This is a genomic window from Allokutzneria sp. NRRL B-24872 (assembly GCF_002155965.1).
Taxonomy (GTDB): domain Bacteria; phylum Actinomycetota; class Actinomycetes; order Mycobacteriales; family Pseudonocardiaceae; genus Allokutzneria.
Map to the genome: position 1 here is coordinate 1 of NZ_MUMH01000059.1, position 17202 is coordinate 17202.

The 17202-nt window shown below is 69.8% G+C and carries 13 protein-coding genes and 1 riboswitch; of the genes, 6 read left to right on the forward strand and 7 right to left on the reverse strand.

What is annotated here, in order from left to right; translation table 11 throughout:
- The 6 genes from CCN37_RS15785 to CCN37_RS15810 all read right to left on the reverse strand — a co-directional run.
- The coding region (locus tag CCN37_RS15785; protein WP_143261624.1) for a hypothetical protein at positions 1 to 264 on the reverse strand (264 nt) is incomplete at its 3' end.
- Positions 265 to 415: 151 nt separating this feature from the next.
- Positions 416 to 1780: a S9 family peptidase gene (locus CCN37_RS15790; RefSeq protein WP_246843076.1), complete on the reverse strand. Its 1365-nt coding sequence runs from the start codon at positions 1778 to 1780 to the stop codon at positions 416 to 418.
- A gap of 96 nt (positions 1781 to 1876) precedes the next feature.
- On the reverse strand, positions 1877 to 2455 hold the full coding sequence (locus CCN37_RS15795) for a transcriptional regulator (RefSeq protein WP_086821534.1): 579 nt from the start codon (positions 2453 to 2455) through the stop codon (positions 1877 to 1879).
- 36 nt (positions 2456 to 2491) lie between these two features.
- Entirely contained in the window at positions 2492 to 3652 is a 1161-nt protein-coding gene (locus tag CCN37_RS15800; protein WP_371504279.1) for an RNA polymerase sigma factor, read from the reverse strand.
- The gene (locus CCN37_RS15805) at positions 3652 to 4005 is read right to left on the reverse strand and encodes a YciI family protein (RefSeq protein WP_086821536.1); all 354 of its coding nucleotides are present in this window, start codon (positions 4003 to 4005) and stop codon (positions 3652 to 3654) included. The genes CCN37_RS15800 and CCN37_RS15805 overlap by 1 nt, the downstream gene beginning before the upstream one ends.
- An 85-nt stretch (positions 4006 to 4090) precedes the next feature.
- Positions 4091 to 4465 (reverse strand): PH domain-containing protein, encoded by a 375-nt coding sequence (locus CCN37_RS15810; protein WP_086821537.1) that lies wholly within the window; start codon positions 4463 to 4465, stop codon positions 4091 to 4093.
- A 63-nt stretch (positions 4466 to 4528) separates the two neighbouring features.
- On the opposite strand from CCN37_RS15810, the gene CCN37_RS15815 reads away from it, so the two are divergent.
- The 3 genes from CCN37_RS15815 to CCN37_RS15825 all read left to right on the forward strand — a co-directional run bounded on the left by CCN37_RS15815 (position 4529) and on the right by CCN37_RS15825 (position 9879).
- The gene (locus CCN37_RS15815; protein WP_086821654.1) at positions 4529 to 7513 is read left to right on the forward strand and encodes a glycine--tRNA ligase; all 2985 of its coding nucleotides are present in this window, start codon (positions 4529 to 4531) and stop codon (positions 7511 to 7513) included.
- 94 nt (positions 7514 to 7607) lie between these two features.
- On the forward strand, positions 7608 to 8192 hold the full coding sequence (locus tag CCN37_RS15820; protein WP_086821538.1) for a TetR/AcrR family transcriptional regulator: 585 nt from the start codon (positions 7608 to 7610) through the stop codon (positions 8190 to 8192).
- 103 nt (positions 8193 to 8295) lie between these two features.
- Entirely contained in the window at positions 8296 to 9879 is a 1584-nt protein-coding gene (locus CCN37_RS15825) for a carboxylesterase/lipase family protein (RefSeq protein WP_168200688.1), read from the forward strand.
- Between the two features lie 42 nt (positions 9880 to 9921).
- On the opposite strand, the gene CCN37_RS15830 is transcribed toward CCN37_RS15825, so the two are convergent.
- The gene (locus tag CCN37_RS15830) at positions 9922 to 10269 is read right to left on the reverse strand and encodes a hypothetical protein (protein WP_086821540.1); all 348 of its coding nucleotides are present in this window, start codon (positions 10267 to 10269) and stop codon (positions 9922 to 9924) included.
- Positions 10270 to 10997: 728 nt separating this feature from the next.
- Positions 10998 to 11076: riboswitch (S-adenosyl-L-homocysteine riboswitch) on the forward strand.
- 12 nt (positions 11077 to 11088) lie between these two features.
- Between CCN37_RS15830 and metH the strand changes: the two genes are divergently transcribed.
- The 3 genes from metH to CCN37_RS15845 all read left to right on the forward strand — a co-directional run bounded on the left by metH (position 11089) and on the right by CCN37_RS15845 (position 16984).
- Entirely contained in the window at positions 11089 to 14694 is a 3606-nt protein-coding gene (gene metH / locus CCN37_RS15835) for a methionine synthase (protein ID WP_086821541.1), read from the forward strand.
- Between the two features lie 69 nt (positions 14695 to 14763).
- Positions 14764 to 16311, forward strand: coding sequence for a sensor histidine kinase (locus tag CCN37_RS15840; RefSeq protein ID WP_086821542.1), 1548 nt, complete (start codon positions 14764 to 14766; stop codon positions 16309 to 16311).
- Positions 16312 to 16327: 16 nt separating this feature from the next.
- Positions 16328 to 16984: a response regulator transcription factor gene (locus CCN37_RS15845; RefSeq protein WP_086821543.1), complete on the forward strand. Its 657-nt coding sequence runs from the start codon at positions 16328 to 16330 to the stop codon at positions 16982 to 16984.
- Positions 16985 to 17202 lie beyond the last annotated feature (218 nt).

The window sequence follows — 17202 nt, forward strand, 5'->3', positions numbered from 1 at the left end:
GGCCTTGCCCTCATCAACCCGACCCGAAGCCAACGCCCGCAACACCGCAGGGCGCGCAGTCAGATCAGAAGCGCGGTCCAGCAGACGGTTGGCCTTCGCACGAGTCACCCGCAGCAGCGGCATGAGCAAGCCTTCGGCGAACTCGCGATCACACGCATCAAGATCAGACACGTAACCCATCAAGACAGTGGAGAAGTCGGCTACCGCCTTACCGATCGCGGCGTAGGCCGCATGCAGGAGTTCATCGGGATCATCAGGGGGCATAACCCGATTCTACCCTCAAGAAAATAGACGATCATGGCCTCGAAGAGTGAATTCCCAAGCGTACCAACGGTTTCAGCGAATGCCAGGACGCCCCAGCCCACAACGAGCCGGGGCGCCTCAAGCCTGAAAACGCTGGAATGAAGCCAAAGCCTCACGGCAGCAGCAAGCCCCAGTACAGCGCCCAAGGCACGAAGAGCGCTCCCCCGGCCAACAGCACACCACGCCGCACCCGAGCCCCCACGCCAGCCGTAGCCAGTTCGCGACGGCCCCGAAACACAGTCACAGCAAGCAGAGCAACAACAGCCACGGACAGAATCTGCATCAAGAGCCACGGCAGGGTACGCCCGAACACCAGCGGCCCCAGAGGCTGCTTCCCGTTGCTCATCAACAAGAACATGTAGGTCACCCAACCGACGACCACAGCGAGGGCCGCCGAAGCGAGCCAGGGCGAGCGGCTGCCGGAAGCAGGACGCCAGCGGCGGACGAAGCCGCTCAGCGCATAGCCGAGGAAGGCCAGGACGAGGACGGCCAGAACGGCGAGCTGAGCGAACCCGGACTCCCACCCGGCGAGCGGCGCGAGGGGCCTGCTGGGCACATCCTGACGCGGCAAGGGATCTGCGGTGTTCGAGGTGGGCAGGGAACGCACCCAGGAGCCGACGAGCGGAGCGTAGGCGGGGTCGAGTTCGGGCAGGCGTTCGTAGCCGGTGACGGAGCGGTGCGCGGCGTGCTCGGCGTCGGGGAGGACGCGGAGGGTGTGGTGGCGCACGTTGTCCTGGAAAGCTCGCAGGCCCTCGGCAGGCGGAGTGAGCCGGTCCTTGGCACCCCAGATGCCGAGCGTGGGCTGTTTCAACGATCGCAGAACGGGAATCGGGTCGTAGAAGGGCTCCGGAAAGAGTCCATTGTAGACAAGCTGGCGCGTCACATCCTCAGCCACAGCGGAGACCATGGAGCCGGACACGCCCGCGTGCACGAGGCGTTCGCGGATCGCCCAGGCCTGCTGACGGCTAGGAGTGACACCGTTGGCGGCGACGGTGATCAGGAACGCGGCGTCGTCGGAGCGGGACGCGGCGAGCGGAGCGGTCCATCCACCCTCGGACAAGCCCCAGAGGCCGACGCGTGCGGGGTCGACCTCGGGTTGCGCGCGGAGCAGCTGGAGAGCGCGGAGCGCATCACCGGCGAGCTGCGAATAGTCGCGCTGTGACAGGGAATAGCCGACCGTGCGCTTGTCGTAGAGCAGCGAGACGATGCCCTGCTGCGCGAACGCCTCGGCGAAGTGGCGGTACTGCTCGCGCTTGCCGGGACCGGAGCCGTGCACCAGCACGATGCCCGGAAGGCGAGCTCCACCACCAGAAGCAGGGGCGACGATCGTGACCGGCGTGGAGACGTCACCGAGGTCGAGGGTGAGGTCACGTGCCGTGGAATCGGCCGCGTTGGCAGCTGCCGGAAACAGCGACAGCGAGAACAGGAACAGGGCGGCCAACCCGATCAGGGCGGCGCGTTTGCATTGGAGCAGCACGAGGTGCTCTCCTTTCCGTGGAAGTGCGTACCTCAGGCGTGATCGTGCGGATTTCCACTCGCCGGGGCACCGAGCGGCAACTCGGTGTCCCGGCCCTTACAGCGACTCTTCCGGCTGCGGAGCCGGAAAGGCGACGAACCTCGTCAGGACGAGGCGTGCCCCGGTCGCGTCCGCAGTGTCGTTCTCGGACGGTTGGAAGCGCTTCATCAGCGCGATGTACTCCTCGAAGAACTCCATCAGCTGCTCGCCGGTGACCCGGATGGACCCGCGCGAGAACGGCACGGCGTCGGCCCACTCGCCCAGGGAGTCCCGCTGGGCCTGGAACCGCGCGTACAGCTCCAGATCGGCGGCGAACAGCTGCTCCTGCAGCTCGTCGAAGACCGCGCCCGCCTCGGGCGTTTGCGCGCTGCGCCGGGGGAAGCGGAGGTCCTTGGGCGGCGACCGCCACCACCGCTCGCGCCCCTTGGCCAGCTCGGGGGCCTCCTCGATGAACCCGTGCTCGGCGAGCTGGCGCAGGTGGTAGCTGGTCGCGCCGGTGTTCTCGCCGAGCGCCTTGGCCAGCGACGTCGAGTTCGCCGGGCCGTGCTCGGCCAGCAACCGCAGGATGCTCTGCCGCAGCGGGTGCGCGAGCGTCCGCAGCGCGTCCGGATCGGTGATCTCCCTCGGCTCGGCCATGGTTACAAACTAGCCTTTGCAAAGCCGGTTCTGCAACTAGCCGGGCCGCTTCCGCCTCATCAGGTCGCGTTCGGCCACGTTCTCGGCCAGCTCAATCGCTGCGTCGTAGGCGCTGGCGGCGTCCGCGGTGCGGCCGAGGCGCTGCAACAGGTCGGCGCGCACGGCGTGGAACAGGTGGTAGCGCTGCAGATCCAGTGCCTCGACCAGCTCCAACCCGGCCGCGGGGCCCGAGACCTCGGCGATCGCGACCGCGCGGTTGAGCGCGACGACAGGGGTCGGCGTGAGCGCGAGAAGCTGGTCGTAGAGCTGCGCCACCTGACGCCAGTCCGTTGGCGGCTCGCTGTGCACGGCGTTGATCGCGGCCTGGACCTGGTAGGGGCCGGGTTGGTTGCGGCGCAAGCACTCCCGCACCAGGGCCTGCCCCTCGGCGATGAGCGCGGAGTCCCACAACCGGCGGTCCTGGTCGGCCAGCAGCACCAACTCCCCCGACGCCGTGACCCGCGCCGCGCGGCGGGACTCGATGAGCAGCATCAGGGCGAGCAGACCGGCCGCCTCGGGCTCCTCCGGCATCAGCGCGGCGAGCTGCCTGCCGAGCCGGATCGCCTCGCCGCACAGCGCGTCGCGCCCGGCGCCATAGCCCTCGGTGAAGATCAGGTAGACCACGGCGAGCACCGCGCGCAGCCGCTCCGGCAGGTCGGCGTCGCCGGGCACGCGGTACGGGATGCGCGCGTCGCGGATCTTGCCCTTCGCGCGCACCAAGCGCTGGGCCATCGTCGCTTCTGGCACCAGGAACGCGCGGGCGATCTCCGCCGTGGACAGGCCGCCGAGCAGCCGCAATGTGAGCGCGACCCGCGCCGCGGGAGCCAGCGCGGGGTGACAGCAGGTGAAGATCAACCGGAGGCGGTCGTCCTGCACAGGCCCCTCGACGACCGGCTCCGACACGTGCAGCAGCGCGGCCTCGGCGTGCCGCTGGTCGCGCGTGGCCTCACGGCGCAGGCGGTCCACGGCGCGGTTGCGGGCGGTGGTGATGATCCACCCGGCCGGACTGGGCGGAAGCCCGTCGGACGGCCACTTCCGCACGGCAACGGCGAACGCCTCCTGGACCGCCTCCTCGGCGATGTCGATATCGCCGAAGACGCGGACCAGGACGGACACCGCGCGCCCGTACTCCTCGGTGAAGACGCGCGAGATGTCCACTAGCAGGAACTGCCGTCCTGCATCGGCCGCACCTCGATGGGCAGCGTGATCACCTTCGCCAGGCGCCGACCCCATTCCAGGGCCTCGTCGAGATCGGCGGCCTGGATGATCGTGAAGCCGCCCAAGTGCTCGCGGCCCTCGGTGAACGGACCGTCGGTGACCAGCACTTCCTCACCCTTGACGCGCAGCACGGTCGCGGTGCTCGGCTCGTGCATGCCGCCCGCGAAGACCCACGCGCCCTTGGCCCGCATGTCCGCGTTGAGCGCGTCGAGCTCGCGCATGATCGGGTCGAGCACCTCGGGCGCGGGCGCCGGGCCATCGGGCTGGTAGATGCTGAGCATGTACTGCTTCACGAGTGCCTCCAGGGGCTCGTTCGGGCGTTTACACCCTCTACACGAACGCCGGAGGCGCAAATCGACACGAGGGTCGCAGAACTTTTCAGAGCGCGTAGTGGGCGATCATCCGGCTCAGCTCGGTGACGTCGGAGCTGCCCTTGAACTCCAGCCGGACCTTGCCGAGGCCGCTGAACCACAGCTCCAGCTCGGCGTCGAGGTCGAAGGTGCCCGCGGTCTCCACGGAGAACGCCTGGACCTTGGCGTACGGCAGGGAGGTGAAGTCGCGCTTCTTGCCCGTGATCCCCTGGACGTTCACCGCGATCAGCCGCTTGGTGGTGAAGGCCACGAAGTCGCGGACGGACTTGAACGCGGCGACGACTTCCTCACCAGGGATGATCAGGGGGCTGATGGACCCGAGGACGTCTTCCACCCGACAGGGGGACAGCTTGAAAACGGACGCCTTCTGGAAGTCAATCATGGGACCACCGTAGCGTTCACCCAGAACCCACCGACCCGACCGAGGAAACACACCGTGCTCACGATGCAGGAAGCGTTGCTCGCGCTGACGAAGTACTGGACCGACCGCGGCTGCATGATGGTGCAGCCGTTCAACACCGAGGTCGGGGCGGGCACGCTGAACCCGGCGACGGTGCTGCGGGTGCTCGGCCCCGAGCCGTGGCGGGTCGCCTACGTCGAGCCCAGCGTCCGGCCCGACGACGCGCGCTACGGCCAGAACCCGAACCGGTTGCAGACCCACACCCAGTTCCAGGTGATCCTCAAGCCGGACCCCGGCAACCCGCAGGAGCTCTACCTGGGCAGCCTCAAGGCGCTCGGCATCGACGTCGAGGCCAACGACGTGCGCTTCGTGGAGGACAACTGGGCCTCCCCCGCGCTCGGCGCGTGGGGCCTCGGCTGGGAGGTGTGGCTGAACGGGCTGGAGATCACCCAGTTCACCTACTTCCAGCAGGCGGGCGGCATGACGCTGGACCCCGTGTCGGTGGAGATCACCTACGGCGTCGAGCGGATCATGATGGCGTTGCAGGGCGTCGACCACTTCAAGGACATCGCCTACGCGCCCGGCATCTCCTACGGCGAGGCCTTCGGCCAGGCCGAGTACGAGATGAGCCGCTACTACCTCGACGACGCCGACGTTGCGACCAACCGCAGGCTGTTCGAGGACTACGCGGCCGAGGCCGAGCGCCAGCTGGAGCAGCGCCTGCCGGTGCCCGCGCACTACTTCGTGCTCAAGTGCTCGCACACCTTCAACGTGCTCGACTCGCGCGGCGCGGTGTCCACCACCGAGCGCGCCAAGGCGTTCGGGCGGATGCGCGGCCTGGCGCGGCGCGTGGCGAAGCTGTGGGCGGAGCGGCGCGAGGAGCTGGGCCACCCGCTCGGCCTCGCCGAACTGCCCGCCGCCACGGCCCTGCCGTCGACGCTGCCGACCACGGACGAGCCCGCGACGCTGCTGTTCGAGATCGGCACCGAGGAACTGCCCGCCGCCGAGGTCACGAAGACCGCCGAGGCCGTGCGCCAGTCGATCACCACCCGGCTCGGCGGCACGCGCCTGGAGCACGGCGAGGTCCGCGCGCACGCGACGCCGCGCCGCGTCGTGATCACCGTGGACGCGGTGGCGCCGCGCGAGGCCGACGCGGAGAAGACGGTGAAGGGGCCGCGCGCCTCCGCCGCCTTCGACGCCGACGGCAACCCGACCAAGGCGGCGCAGGGCTTCGCGCGCGGCCAGGGCATCGACCCGAGCGAGCTGCAGAAGATCGACGTCAACGGCGTCGAGCACGTCGGTGTGATCAAGACCGAGATCGGCCGCACCGCCGTCGAGGTGCTCAGCGAGCAGCTGGCGCAGGTCGTCGGGGAGCTGCGCGCGGACAAGAACATGCGGTGGAACGACCCGAAGCTGTCGTTCACCCGCCCCGTCCGCTGGCTCGTCGCGCTGCTCGGCGACGTGGAGATCCCGGTCGCCGTCTCGTCGCTGGCCAGCGGCCGTGAAACCCGCGTGCACCGCACCGCCGCCGCGCCGACCGTGCGCGTGCCCGGCGCGGACGGCTACCTCGATTTCCTTGCGCAGCACGGGATCGTGGCCGACCCGGTGGCTCGGCGCGAGCAGATCGTCGCCGCTGCCGCCGAGCTGGCCGCCTCCGTGGATGGTGTCGTGGAGGGCGAGGACGCGCTGCTGGAGGAGATCACCAACCTGGTGGAGCAGCCGAACGCGCTGCTGGGCTCCTTCGAGGAGAGCTACCTGGAGCTGCCCTCGGAGATCCTGACCACCGTGATGCGCAAGCACCAGCGGTACCTGCCGGTGCGCGCGGCGGACGGCTCGCTGCGGCCGAAGTTCGTCGCCGTCGCAAACGGGGACTGCGACCCGGACGTGGTGCGCGCGGGCAACGAGGCCGTGCTGCGGGCGCGCTACGAGGACGCCGCGTTCTTCTGGCGCGCAGACCTCGAGGTCAGCCCGCAGGACATGAAGGCCGGGCTGGACAAGCTCGCCTTCGAGGAGCGGCTGGGTTCGATGGCCGACCGCGCCAAGCGGATCGCGGGCATCGCGCTCGCGCTCGGCGCCGAACTGTCCACTGAGGACGGTGAGACGCTGGCGCGCGCTGCGGAGCTGGCGAAGTTCGACCTCGCCTCGCAGATGGTCGTCGAGCTGACCAGCCTCGCGGGCGTGATGGCGCGCGAGTACGCGCTGCGCGCGGGCGAGACCCCGGCCGTGGCGACGGCGCTGTTCGAGATGGAGCTGCCCAGGACCGCGGGCGGCACGCTGCCGTCCACCGTGCCCGGCGCGGTGCTGTCGCTGGCCGACCGCCTCGACCTGCTCGTCGGCCTGTTCGGCGTGGGCGCCAACCCCACGGGCAGCTCCGACCCGTTCGGCCTGCGGCGCGCCGCGCTCGGCGCGATCGGTGTGCTGCGGGGGATTCCCGCGCTCAACGGCGTCAAGCTCGGCGCGGCGCTGGAGCTGGCGGCGGAGCAGTTCCGCGCGCAGGGCGTGGACATCCCCGAGCAGGCGCTGACCGACGCGCGGGAGTTCGTGCTCCGGCGGTTCGAGCTGCACCTGATCGACGCGGGCAACCCGCACCAGTTCGTCGGCGCGGTGCTCCCGCTCGCGGACAGCCCGGCGGCGGCCGACCGTTCGCTGGCCGAGCTGACCCGGCGCGCGGGTGACGCCTCCTTCGGCGAGCTGGTCGCGGCGTTGCAGCGGGTGCGCCGCATCGTGCCCGCCGACACCGCGCCGTCGCTGAACACCGAGCACCTGAAGGAGCCCGCCGAGCGCGCCGTGCTCGACGCGCTGGACGACGCCCGCGACGCGCTGCCCGCCGAGGCGCCGCTGAGCGTCTTCGTCGACGTGGCCGAGGTGCTGACCGCGCCGATCAACACCTTCTTCGACGACGTCATGGTGATGGCCGAGGACCCCGACGTGCGTGCCGCGCGGCTCGGTCTGCTCGCCTCGATCAGCGACTTCGCCGGGCGGCAGCTGGACTGGCAGGCGCTGGGCACGGAGCTGACGCCGACCCGCTGAGCGTGCTCCACCTGGAAGGCCGCCGTCCGTGATCAACTGCGGGCGGCGGCCTTCTTGCACACCTCTGACCAGCGCTACTACCGTTCGAGACACCATGACGAGAACCGCTGACGACACGTTCATCCACCAGGCGCGCCGCAAGCAGTTGATCGGCTGCGCCGTCGAGGTGATCGCCGAGCTGGGGCTGGCCAACGCCTCCACCGTGCGCATCGCCGAGCGGGCTGGCGTGAGCCGCGGTGTGCTGACCTACCACTTCCGCGACCGCGCGGAGCTGATCGAGCAGGTCGTGCAGCACGTGTACGTCCTCGGTGCCGAGCTGATCGGCCCGAAGATGGTCGCGGCGCGCTCGCCGCGCGAGGCGCTGCTGACCTTCATCCGGGGCAGCGTGGAGCTCTACGCCGCGCACCCCCGCGCCATGCTGGCGCTGACCGAGATCTTCGCGGCCAGCCGCACCGAGCGCGCCGAGGACCAGCGGCACCAGCAGGAGGTCTCCGACCTCTCGCGCATCCTGGTCGCCGGGCAGGAGCAGGGGCAGTTCCGCGACTTCGACGTGAACGTCATGTGCCGCAGCGTCCGGGGGGCGCTCGACGGCGCGCTGAGCCACGTGCTCGCGGGCGGCGAGGTCGAGCCGTACGCAGCCGAGCTGCTGGCGATCTTCGACGCGGCAACGCGCGCGTAACCGCAGTTCACAAGCGTCTTCGCCGACGCGCGCCCGCAGATTAAACAGACCTGCTAAATTTTGGACCGACATGAACATCTCCCAGGCCCGGAGTGAGACAGACATGCATTCCACGAAGGCCCGCCTCGCGACCGCGCTGGCGGCCGTCCTGCTGACCGGCTGCGCGCCCCAGGGACAGGCGCAGGAACCCGAGTCGGCACCGCTGACCGTCCGCGTGGACAGCGGCGAGCTGCGCGGGATCGCGACCGCGAAGAGCCGCCAGTTCCTCGGCATCCCCTTCGCCAAGCCGCCCGTGGGCGCGCTGCGCTGGCAGCTGCCGCAACCGCCCGAGAAGTGGGACGGCGTCCGCGACGCGAGCCGGATGGGCCCCATGTGCCCGCAGGCCGCGCCCGGCGGCAAGCCAGTGCCGACCGAGGACTGCCTGGTCCTCAACGTGACGACGCCGCGCGCGCAGCGCCCCGACCGGAAGCTGCCGGTCATGGTGTGGCTGCACGGCGGCGGTTTCACCAGGGACAGCGGCAACATGTACGACGCGCAGCGGATGGCCGACCAGGGCGGCGTGATCGTCGTGACGGCCAACTACCGGCTCGGCGTGCTCGGCTACCTCGGCCTGCCGGGGCTCGCCGGATCGGGCAACTTCGGCCTCGCCGACCAGTTCGCCGCCGTGGAGTGGGCCGACCGCAACGCCGCCGCGTTCGGCGGAGACCCCGGCAACGTCACCGTGTTCGGCCAGTCGGCGGGCGGCATGTCCACCTGCGCGATGATCACCTCACCCAAGGCGCGCGGGCTGATCGACAAGGCGATCATCTCCTCCGGCTCCTGCGAGCTGGACTGGCCGACCGGCGGCCTCTTCCCCGGCGCTCCCGGGCACACCCCGTACATCCCGCTCGCCCAGGGCGTCGCCGACGGCGTCTCCGCGGCGGAGAAACTGGGTTGCTCGCCGGGTTCGGCGCTGGAGTGCTTGCGCGGCAAGACCGTTGAGCAGCTGATGCCGATCATGCAGCCGTTCGCCGACCACCTCGCCTACGGCACCGAGCTGTTGCCCAAGGACCCGAAGAAGGCGTTGCGCGACGGTGACTTCGCGAAGATCCCGGTGATGTCCGGCGGCGCCAGGGACGAGGCGCGCTCCTTCATCGGCGGCGCGATCATGTACAACCCCGAGCTGATCACCGAGAAGACCTACCCGACGTTGCTGTCCAAGGCTTTCGGCACTCGCGCGGAGGCCGTGGCGAAGGAGTACCCGATCGCCAAGTACGGCTCCGCCGGGCTCGCGTGGGCGACTGTGAACAGCGACCAGTCGTGGGCGTGCCAGGCGCAGGAGGGGCACCGCCTGCTGGCCAGGCACACCAAGGTGTTCGCCTTCGAGTTCGCCGACGACAACGCGCCCAACGTCAACCAGATCACCGTGCCCGGCCTGCCCATGGGCCCGACGCACGCGACCGAACTGCCGTCGCTGTTCGAGCTCAACGGCGTCGACCTGCTGCGCGAAGAGCCGCAGCGCGCATTGGGCCGCACGATGGTCGGCTACTGGACGCGGTTCGCGCACACCGGCGACCCCAACCACGACGGTGCTCCTCGCTGGCCCGCGACCACGGACGGCAAGCAGGCGCAGCGCCTGGCCCCGGGTGATGTGAAGCCGGTCGACGTCTCCGCCAGCCACAAGTGCGCCTTCTGGTCGGCGCGGTAGTTCGGCTGTACTCCGCCAGCGCCGCTGGCGGAGTACCGCTGGTCAGCGCAGCACGAGGACCCTGCTCTGCGCGGAGTGCCTGCCGTTGAACACCACTGCCTCGAAGGAACCCTTGTGGCCCTTGGCGTCCGGCCAGCCCTTGAGCTTCAGGCCGGGCGTCATCGGAGTGCACGCCTCGTACCGGCGACAGATCTCGATCTGCACGTTCTTCTTGGCCGCCTCGGTCGCGGCGTGGCCGGTGGCGATGAGGTGCCCGCCCTGGAGCACCAGGCACGCGCGCAGGCCTCCCACCTCGGTGCCGCACCCGTTGTCGGCGGCGGAGGCCGACCCCGCGAGGGCCGGGACGACGCCCGCCACGAGCACGGCAGCGAGCACGAAACGCTTGATCATGAATACCTCTCAACAAAAGAACACGCCAATTCGCGGCAACCGTACGCATCTGCGCTCCGAATGCAATTTCTTCGGCCGACGCCAAAAAGTCGCGAAAAGAACGTCGAAGAGAATGAGAAATGTCATTCGCGACAGTTCGCCGAGGTGATCGCACCCGGACCGCCCCGCACGACGTCGCCGAGGTTGGGGTGTCTTCAAGACCCCCAAACCCCCTTGTTGATCATCGTTAACCACCAAAAACCTCTGCCCACGAGGGTTTGGGGTGGTTGAAGACTTCGGGAGAGGGGATTGTGCGTACTTGAAGACTGGCAAACCCCGCGACTGACAGGACACGGCCTGGCGCGCCAAGGCTTCGTTTCGGCGGCCGACTCGCGCTGTGGCCGTGGCACGTAGGCTGCGCCTTGACGATGAGGCATCGCAAACCCATGTCAGATCCGCGTCGCGCGCCGCAGAACAGCAGGTCAAAGTGTCTTCCCCGCGCGAGCGGGGGTGGTCCGAACTGTGGGACGCCCTGCGCTGCCGTCCGCGCGCACGTGCGGGCGCCCCGCCAACGCGCCACGCAACCGCCACTCCCCCGCGCTAGCAGGGAAGAACGCGACGCCTACCGTCCACAGTGGACCAAACGGGCGCCGGGCGGAGGCCGTCCGGTGTCACCCGGGTAGTTGACAACGATCAACATCAGAGTTTCTTCGGGGGATCGGCACAGCGCTTCGGGTAAACTCGACGCCCAGGTCGAGAGGCGCTGCAACGGGCACAGGCCCGCCACGCTCGACCCCGCACGATCCGCAACAAGGGCGCCTCCCATCGGGGAGGTAGGCCATGAGCAGGGTCCAGGAACTTCGGGAACTCTTCGACAGCCGGGTCGCCGTGCTGGACGGCGCGTGGGGCACGATGCTGCAGAACGCCAAGCTCGCCCCGGAGGACTACCGGGCGGACTGGCTCGCCGGCCACACCCACGACGTCACCGGCGACCCCGACCTGCTGAACCTGACCCGGCCGGACGTCATCCTGGACGTGCACCGGCAGTACCTGGCCGCGGGCGCGGACATCACCACCACCAACACCTTCACCGCGACGACAATCGGGCAGGCCGACTACGGCCTCGAGTCCCGGGTGCGGGAGATGAACCTGCGCGGCGCGGAGCTGGCCCGCCAAGCGGCCGACGAGGTGGGCGGACGCTTCGTCGCCGGGTCGATCGGGCCGCTCAACGTGACGCTCTCACTCTCCCCCAAGGTCGAGGACCCGGCCTTCCGCGCGGTGACCTTCGACCAGGTCAAGGACTCCTACGCGGAGCAGATCCAGGCGCTGGCCGAGGGCGGCGTCGACATCCTGCTGATCGAGACCATCTTCGACACGCTCAACTGCAAGGCCGCGATCGCCGCCGCGCGCGAGGTGGCGCCGGAGCTGCCGCTGTGGATCTCGGTGACCATCGTCGACCTGAGCGGGCGCACGCTCTCCGGCCAGACCGTCGAGGGGTTCTGGACCGCGATCGAGCACGCGGACCCGCTGGTCGTGGGCGTGAACTGCTCGCTGGGCGCCGAGGAGATGCGCCCGCACGTCGCTGAGCTGGCGCGCTTCGCCGACACCTACACGGCCTGCCACCCCAACGCCGGTCTGCCCAACGCCTTCGGCGGCTACGACGAGACGCCGGAGGAGACCGCGGCGCTGCTGCGCGACTTCGCCGACGAGGGCATGGTCAACGCGGTCGGCGGGTGTTGCGGCACCTCGCCCGCGCACATCAAGCAGATCGCGTCGGTGGTCAAGGGCCTCCCGCCGCGCACGGTCGCCCAGCCGCGCCGCACCAGCCGTTTCAGCGGCCTGGAGCCCTTCGAGATCCAGCCCGACACCGGTTTCATCATGATCGGTGAGCGGACGAACGTGACCGGCTCGGCGCGCTTCCGCAGGCTGATCGAGAGCGACAACCACCAGGCCGCCGTGGACGTGGCGCTGGAGCAGGTGCGCGGCGGCGCGAACCTGCTGGACGTGAACATGGACGCCGACCTGCTCGACAGCGAGCGGGCGATGACCACCTTCCTGAACCTGATCGCGACCGAACCCGAGGTCGCCCGCATCCCGGTGATGATCGACAGCTCGCGCTGGAGCGTGCTGGAGGCGGGCCTGAAGTGCGTGCAGGGCAAGGGGGTGGTGAACTCGATCAGCCTCAAGGAGGGCGAGGAGCCGTTCCTGGCGCAGGCCCGGCGCATCCGCGACTACGGCGCGGGCGTGGTGGTGATGGCCTTCGACGAGCAGGGGCAGGCCGACACCACCCAGCGCAAGGTGGACATCTGCGCGCGGGCCTACGACCTGCTGACGCAGCAGGCGGGTTTTCCCGCTGAGGACATCATCTTCGACCCGAACGTGCTCGCGGTGGCCACCGGCATCTCCGAGCACGACAGCTACGCCAAGGAGTTCATCGACGCGCTGCCGCTGATCAAGCAGCGCTGCCCTGGCGCGCGGACCAGCGGCGGCATCTCGAACCTGTCGTTCTCCTTCCGGGGCAACGACGTGGTGCGCGAGGCGATGCACTCCGCGTTCCTGCTGCACGCGGTGCGCGCGGGCCTTGACATGGGCATCGTCAACGCCGGTCAGCTCGCGGTCTACGCCGACATCCCGGCGGACCTGCTGGAGCTGGTCGAGGACGTGATCTTCAACCGGCGCGAGGACGCCACCGATCGGCTGGTCTCCTTCGCCGAGACGGTCAACGGCAAGGGGACCAAGCGCGCGGTCGACCTGACCTGGCGCGAGGGCACGGTGGCCGAACGCCTCTCGCACGCGCTGGTGCACGGGATCGTGGACTTCATCGAGGACGACACCGAGGAGGCCCGGCAGCAGTTCCCCAGGCCCCTCAACGTGATCGAGGGTCCGCTGATGGACGGCATGAAGATCGTCGGCGACCTGTTCGGCTCGGGCAAGATGTTCCTGCCGCAGGTGGTCAAGAGCGCACGCGTGATGAAGCGCTCGGTGGCCTACCTGGAGCCGTTCATGGAGGCGGAGAAGGAGAAGGCGCGCCTGGAGGGCCGCGTCGAGGTCGAGCGCGGTCAGGGCAAGGTCGTGCTCGCCACGGTCAAGGGCGACGTGCACGACATCGGCAAGAACATCGTCGGGGTCGTGCTGGGCTGCAACAACTACGAGGTGATCGACCTCGGCGTGATGGTGCCCGCCGCGCGCATCCTGGACACCGCGGTCGCCGAGGGCGCTGACGTGATCGGCCTGTCCGGGCTGATCACGCCCTCACTTGACGAGATGGTGTCGGTGGCCGCGGAGATGGAGCGCCGTGGCCTGAAGCTGCCGCTGCTCGTCGGCGGCGCGACGACCTCGAAGCAGCACACCGCCGTGCGCATCGCCCCCGCCTACGACCACAGCACCGTGCACGTGCTGGACGCCTCGCGCGTGGTCGGCGTGGTGTCCGACCTGCTCGACGCCGACCGCGCCGAGGAGCTGGACGCGACCAACCGCGCCGACCAGGAGCGCCTGCGCGAGCAGCACGCGGCCAAGCAGCGCCTGCCCCTGCTGACCGTCGCCGATGCGCGCGCGAACGCGGAGAAGGTGGACTTCGAGGGGCTGCCGACGCCCGCTTTCACCGGCGTGCGCGTGGTGGAGCCGAGCATCACCGAGCTGCGCGAGATGGTCGACTGGCAGTTCCTGTTCCTGGCGTGGGAGCTCAAGGGCAAGTACCCGGCGATCCTGGAGCAGCCCGTCGCGCGCGAGCTGTTCGACGACGCCAACACGCTGCTGGACAAGATCATCGCCGACGGCTCGTTCCAGGCGAAGGGCGCCTACGGCTTCTGGCCCGCGCGCTCGGTCGGCGACGACATCGTGCTCGACTGCGGGACGAACTTCCCGATGCTGCGCCAGCAGACCAAGAAGCCCGAGGGCCGCCCGAACCGCTGCCTCGCCGACTACATCGCGCCCGAGGGCGACCACCTCGGCGGCTTCGCCGTGGCGATCCAGGGTGCCGAGGACCTCGCGGCGAAGTACGAGGCCGTGCACGACGACTACAAGGCGATCATGGTGAAGGCGCTGGCCGACCGGCTCGCCGAGGCCTTCGCCGAGCACATCCACCTCCAGGCCCGGCGGGACTGGTTCGAGCCGGACGCCCAGCCGCTGCTGGCCGACCTGCACGCCGAGCGCTTCCGCGGCATCCGCCCCGCGCTGGGCTACCCGGCCAGCCCCGACCACAGCCAGAAGCAGGAGCTGTTCGACCTGCTGGACGCGGACACGCTCAAGATCGGGCTGACCGAGTCCTTCGCGATGACCCCGGCGGCGGCGGTCAGCGGGCTGATCTTCGCCCACCCCTCGTCGCGGTACTTCACCGTTGGCAGGCTGGGCAAGGACCAGGTCACCGACTACGCGCGGCGGCGCGGGGTGGAGCTGGCCGAGATCGAGCGCTGGCTGCGCCCGAACCTGGACTACACCCCGGAGTAGACCTTCGTCGGCGGGGGCGTCGACCATGGACAGTCGAGCGGTCACGAGAGAAGTTCATAACGTGCCGCCATGACCGATTCGCTGTCCTATTCTCCCCCGGTGCCGCAGCGCCCCAAGAGGTCCCACGAGATCGGGATCTACGCAGGAACCGTTCTCTCCGCCGCTCTCATGGGCGGGGAGTCGGTGCCGTTCCTGATCACCTCGATGGTCATGGCCGTCGTGGCGGTAGCGCTGCGGCACCGGTTTCCCGCTCTGGCATTGGTGATCGGCGGCTTCACCGTCTGGTTCGCCGCGATCGTGCTCGCCTACAACGCGGGCAGGCGGATCACCCGGCTGCCGGTGCTGATCGCGGCGGTCGCCGGTGACGTGGTGGTCAGCGCGGCGGTGCCGCTGGCCTTCGGGGAGTGGACCTCGCTGCCCACCACGCTGATGATCGTCGCCAGCGGCGAGGCGTTCCAGGTGATCGTGCCGATCCTGTTCGGCAGGAACGCGATGCGGCGCGCGATGCTGGTCGAGGTGCTGCACGACCGCGCGGTGCACCTGGAGCGCGAGCGCCGCTCAGTCGTGGAGCAGGCGAGGGTGCGCGAGCGCTCCCGCATCGCCGTGGACATGCACGACAACCTCGGCCACCAGCTGACGCTGATCTCCTTGCAGGCGGGCGGGATGAGGCTGACCTCCGACCCCGGCACGGCGCAGGCCGAGTCCGCGTCGCTGGTCTCCGACACCGCGCAGCGCGCCATGGAGGAACTGCGCGACATCATCGGCGTGCTGGGCGGGCAGCCGGAGCACGCGCGCGTGCTGGAGCACCTGCCGGAGCTGCTGTCGGCCGCGCGGGCAAGCGGTGCGGTGATCGACTACGCCGAGACCGGTGCGGCCGTGGAGGTTCCTCGCTCGACCGAGAACGCGATCTACCGCGTGGTGCAGGAGGGGCTGACCAACGCCACGCGGCACTCCCCCGGCGCCGAGATCGTGGTGCGGCTGAACCACGACCCCGACGGCGTGATCGTGGAGGTGCTGAACGGAGCGCCCGCGCGGGAGCCGGAAGGTGGGCTCGGCTGCGGTCAGGGCTTGACCGGCCTGCGGGAGCGGGTCCGGCTGGTCGGCGGCGTGCTGCACTACGCGTCCACAGTGGACGGTGGGTTCCGATTGGCCGCGGTGCTGCCGCACGAGGGCGTCATGGCCGCGGACTCGCCGGAGCCCGAAGAGCCCGTGCACCCGTTGGCGGACAAGGCGACCAGCACCATCGTCGAACGGCTCCGCGCCCGCCCGGTCGCACTCGGCCTCACCGTGGCGGGAGTCGCGGTCACCGGTCTGGCGGTGCTGGCGCTGACGATCGCGTTCATGCTGGTCCGCAACGCACCGCTGCTCGGCGCGGCCGAGTTCGACAGAGTCCACATCGGACAGTCCGAGCGCGAGGTGGTCAACGGCATGCAGATCCCGCACCCCCGGCTCCAGCCGACGCTGGCCGCACAGGTCGGCGCCGAGCCCCCGAACGCGCGCTGCACCTACTACTACGGTGATCTCTTCCTGTCCGGCGGGGCCGAGGCGTTCCGGTTCTGCTTCGCCGACGGCAAGCTGATCGACAAGCAGCGCGTCGTGCTCACGCGACCGTTCTGAACGGAGAGGCACAGCAGTGATCCGGGTGATCGTCGCCGACGACGAACAGCTCGTGCGCGCGGGCATCAAGCTGGTGCTCTTCTCCGCGCCGGACATCGAGGTGGTCGCCGAGGCCGCCGATGGCAGGACCGCCGTGACCGCGGCGGTGGCGCACCCGGCCGACGTGGTGTTGCTGGACATCAGGATGCCGCGACTGGACGGGCTCGACGCGCTCGCGGAGATCCGCAGGCTCGTGCCGAGGTCGAAGGTCGTCATGCTGACCACCTTCGGCGAGAGCGGCAACATCGCGCGGGCGTTGGACGCGGGCGCGGTCGGCTTCCTGCTCAAGGACCGCGCAGCCGAGGAGCTGATCGGCGCGGTGCGGGCGATCGCGGCGGGGGACGCCTACCTGTCCCCCTCGGTGACGAAGTGGGTGATCGGTCGCGGCGGGAGCACCAGCTCTCGCGGCGCCGACGCCCAGCGCCGGGTGGCGACGCTGAGCGAGCGGGAGCGGGAAGTGCTCGAACTGCTCGCGCAGGGCATGTCCAACGCCGACATCGCCGGGCGGTTGTTCACCAGCGAGGCCACCGTGAAGAGCTACATGACCAAGGTGCTCGGCAAGCTGGAGTGCGCCAACCGCGTGCAGGCCGCGATCCTCGCCCACGAAGCCGGCCTCGGCCAACCCTCCACATGACCCCAGCCCCACGCACTCCCCCCTTCGCCCCGCCTCATCACGCGCCGAGGTGGTCTGGACGACTCCCGTTTCGTACCGAAAGCGGGAAATGGGAGCGCTCTTTTCCCCGATACCGGTACGAAACGGGAGTGGGGCTTGGCCGACGTTGAGCGCGTGACAACCACGGGTTGTGCGGGTGGTTGTTTGCCTGGCGGGGTGCGGGGGTGGCTTGATCTTCG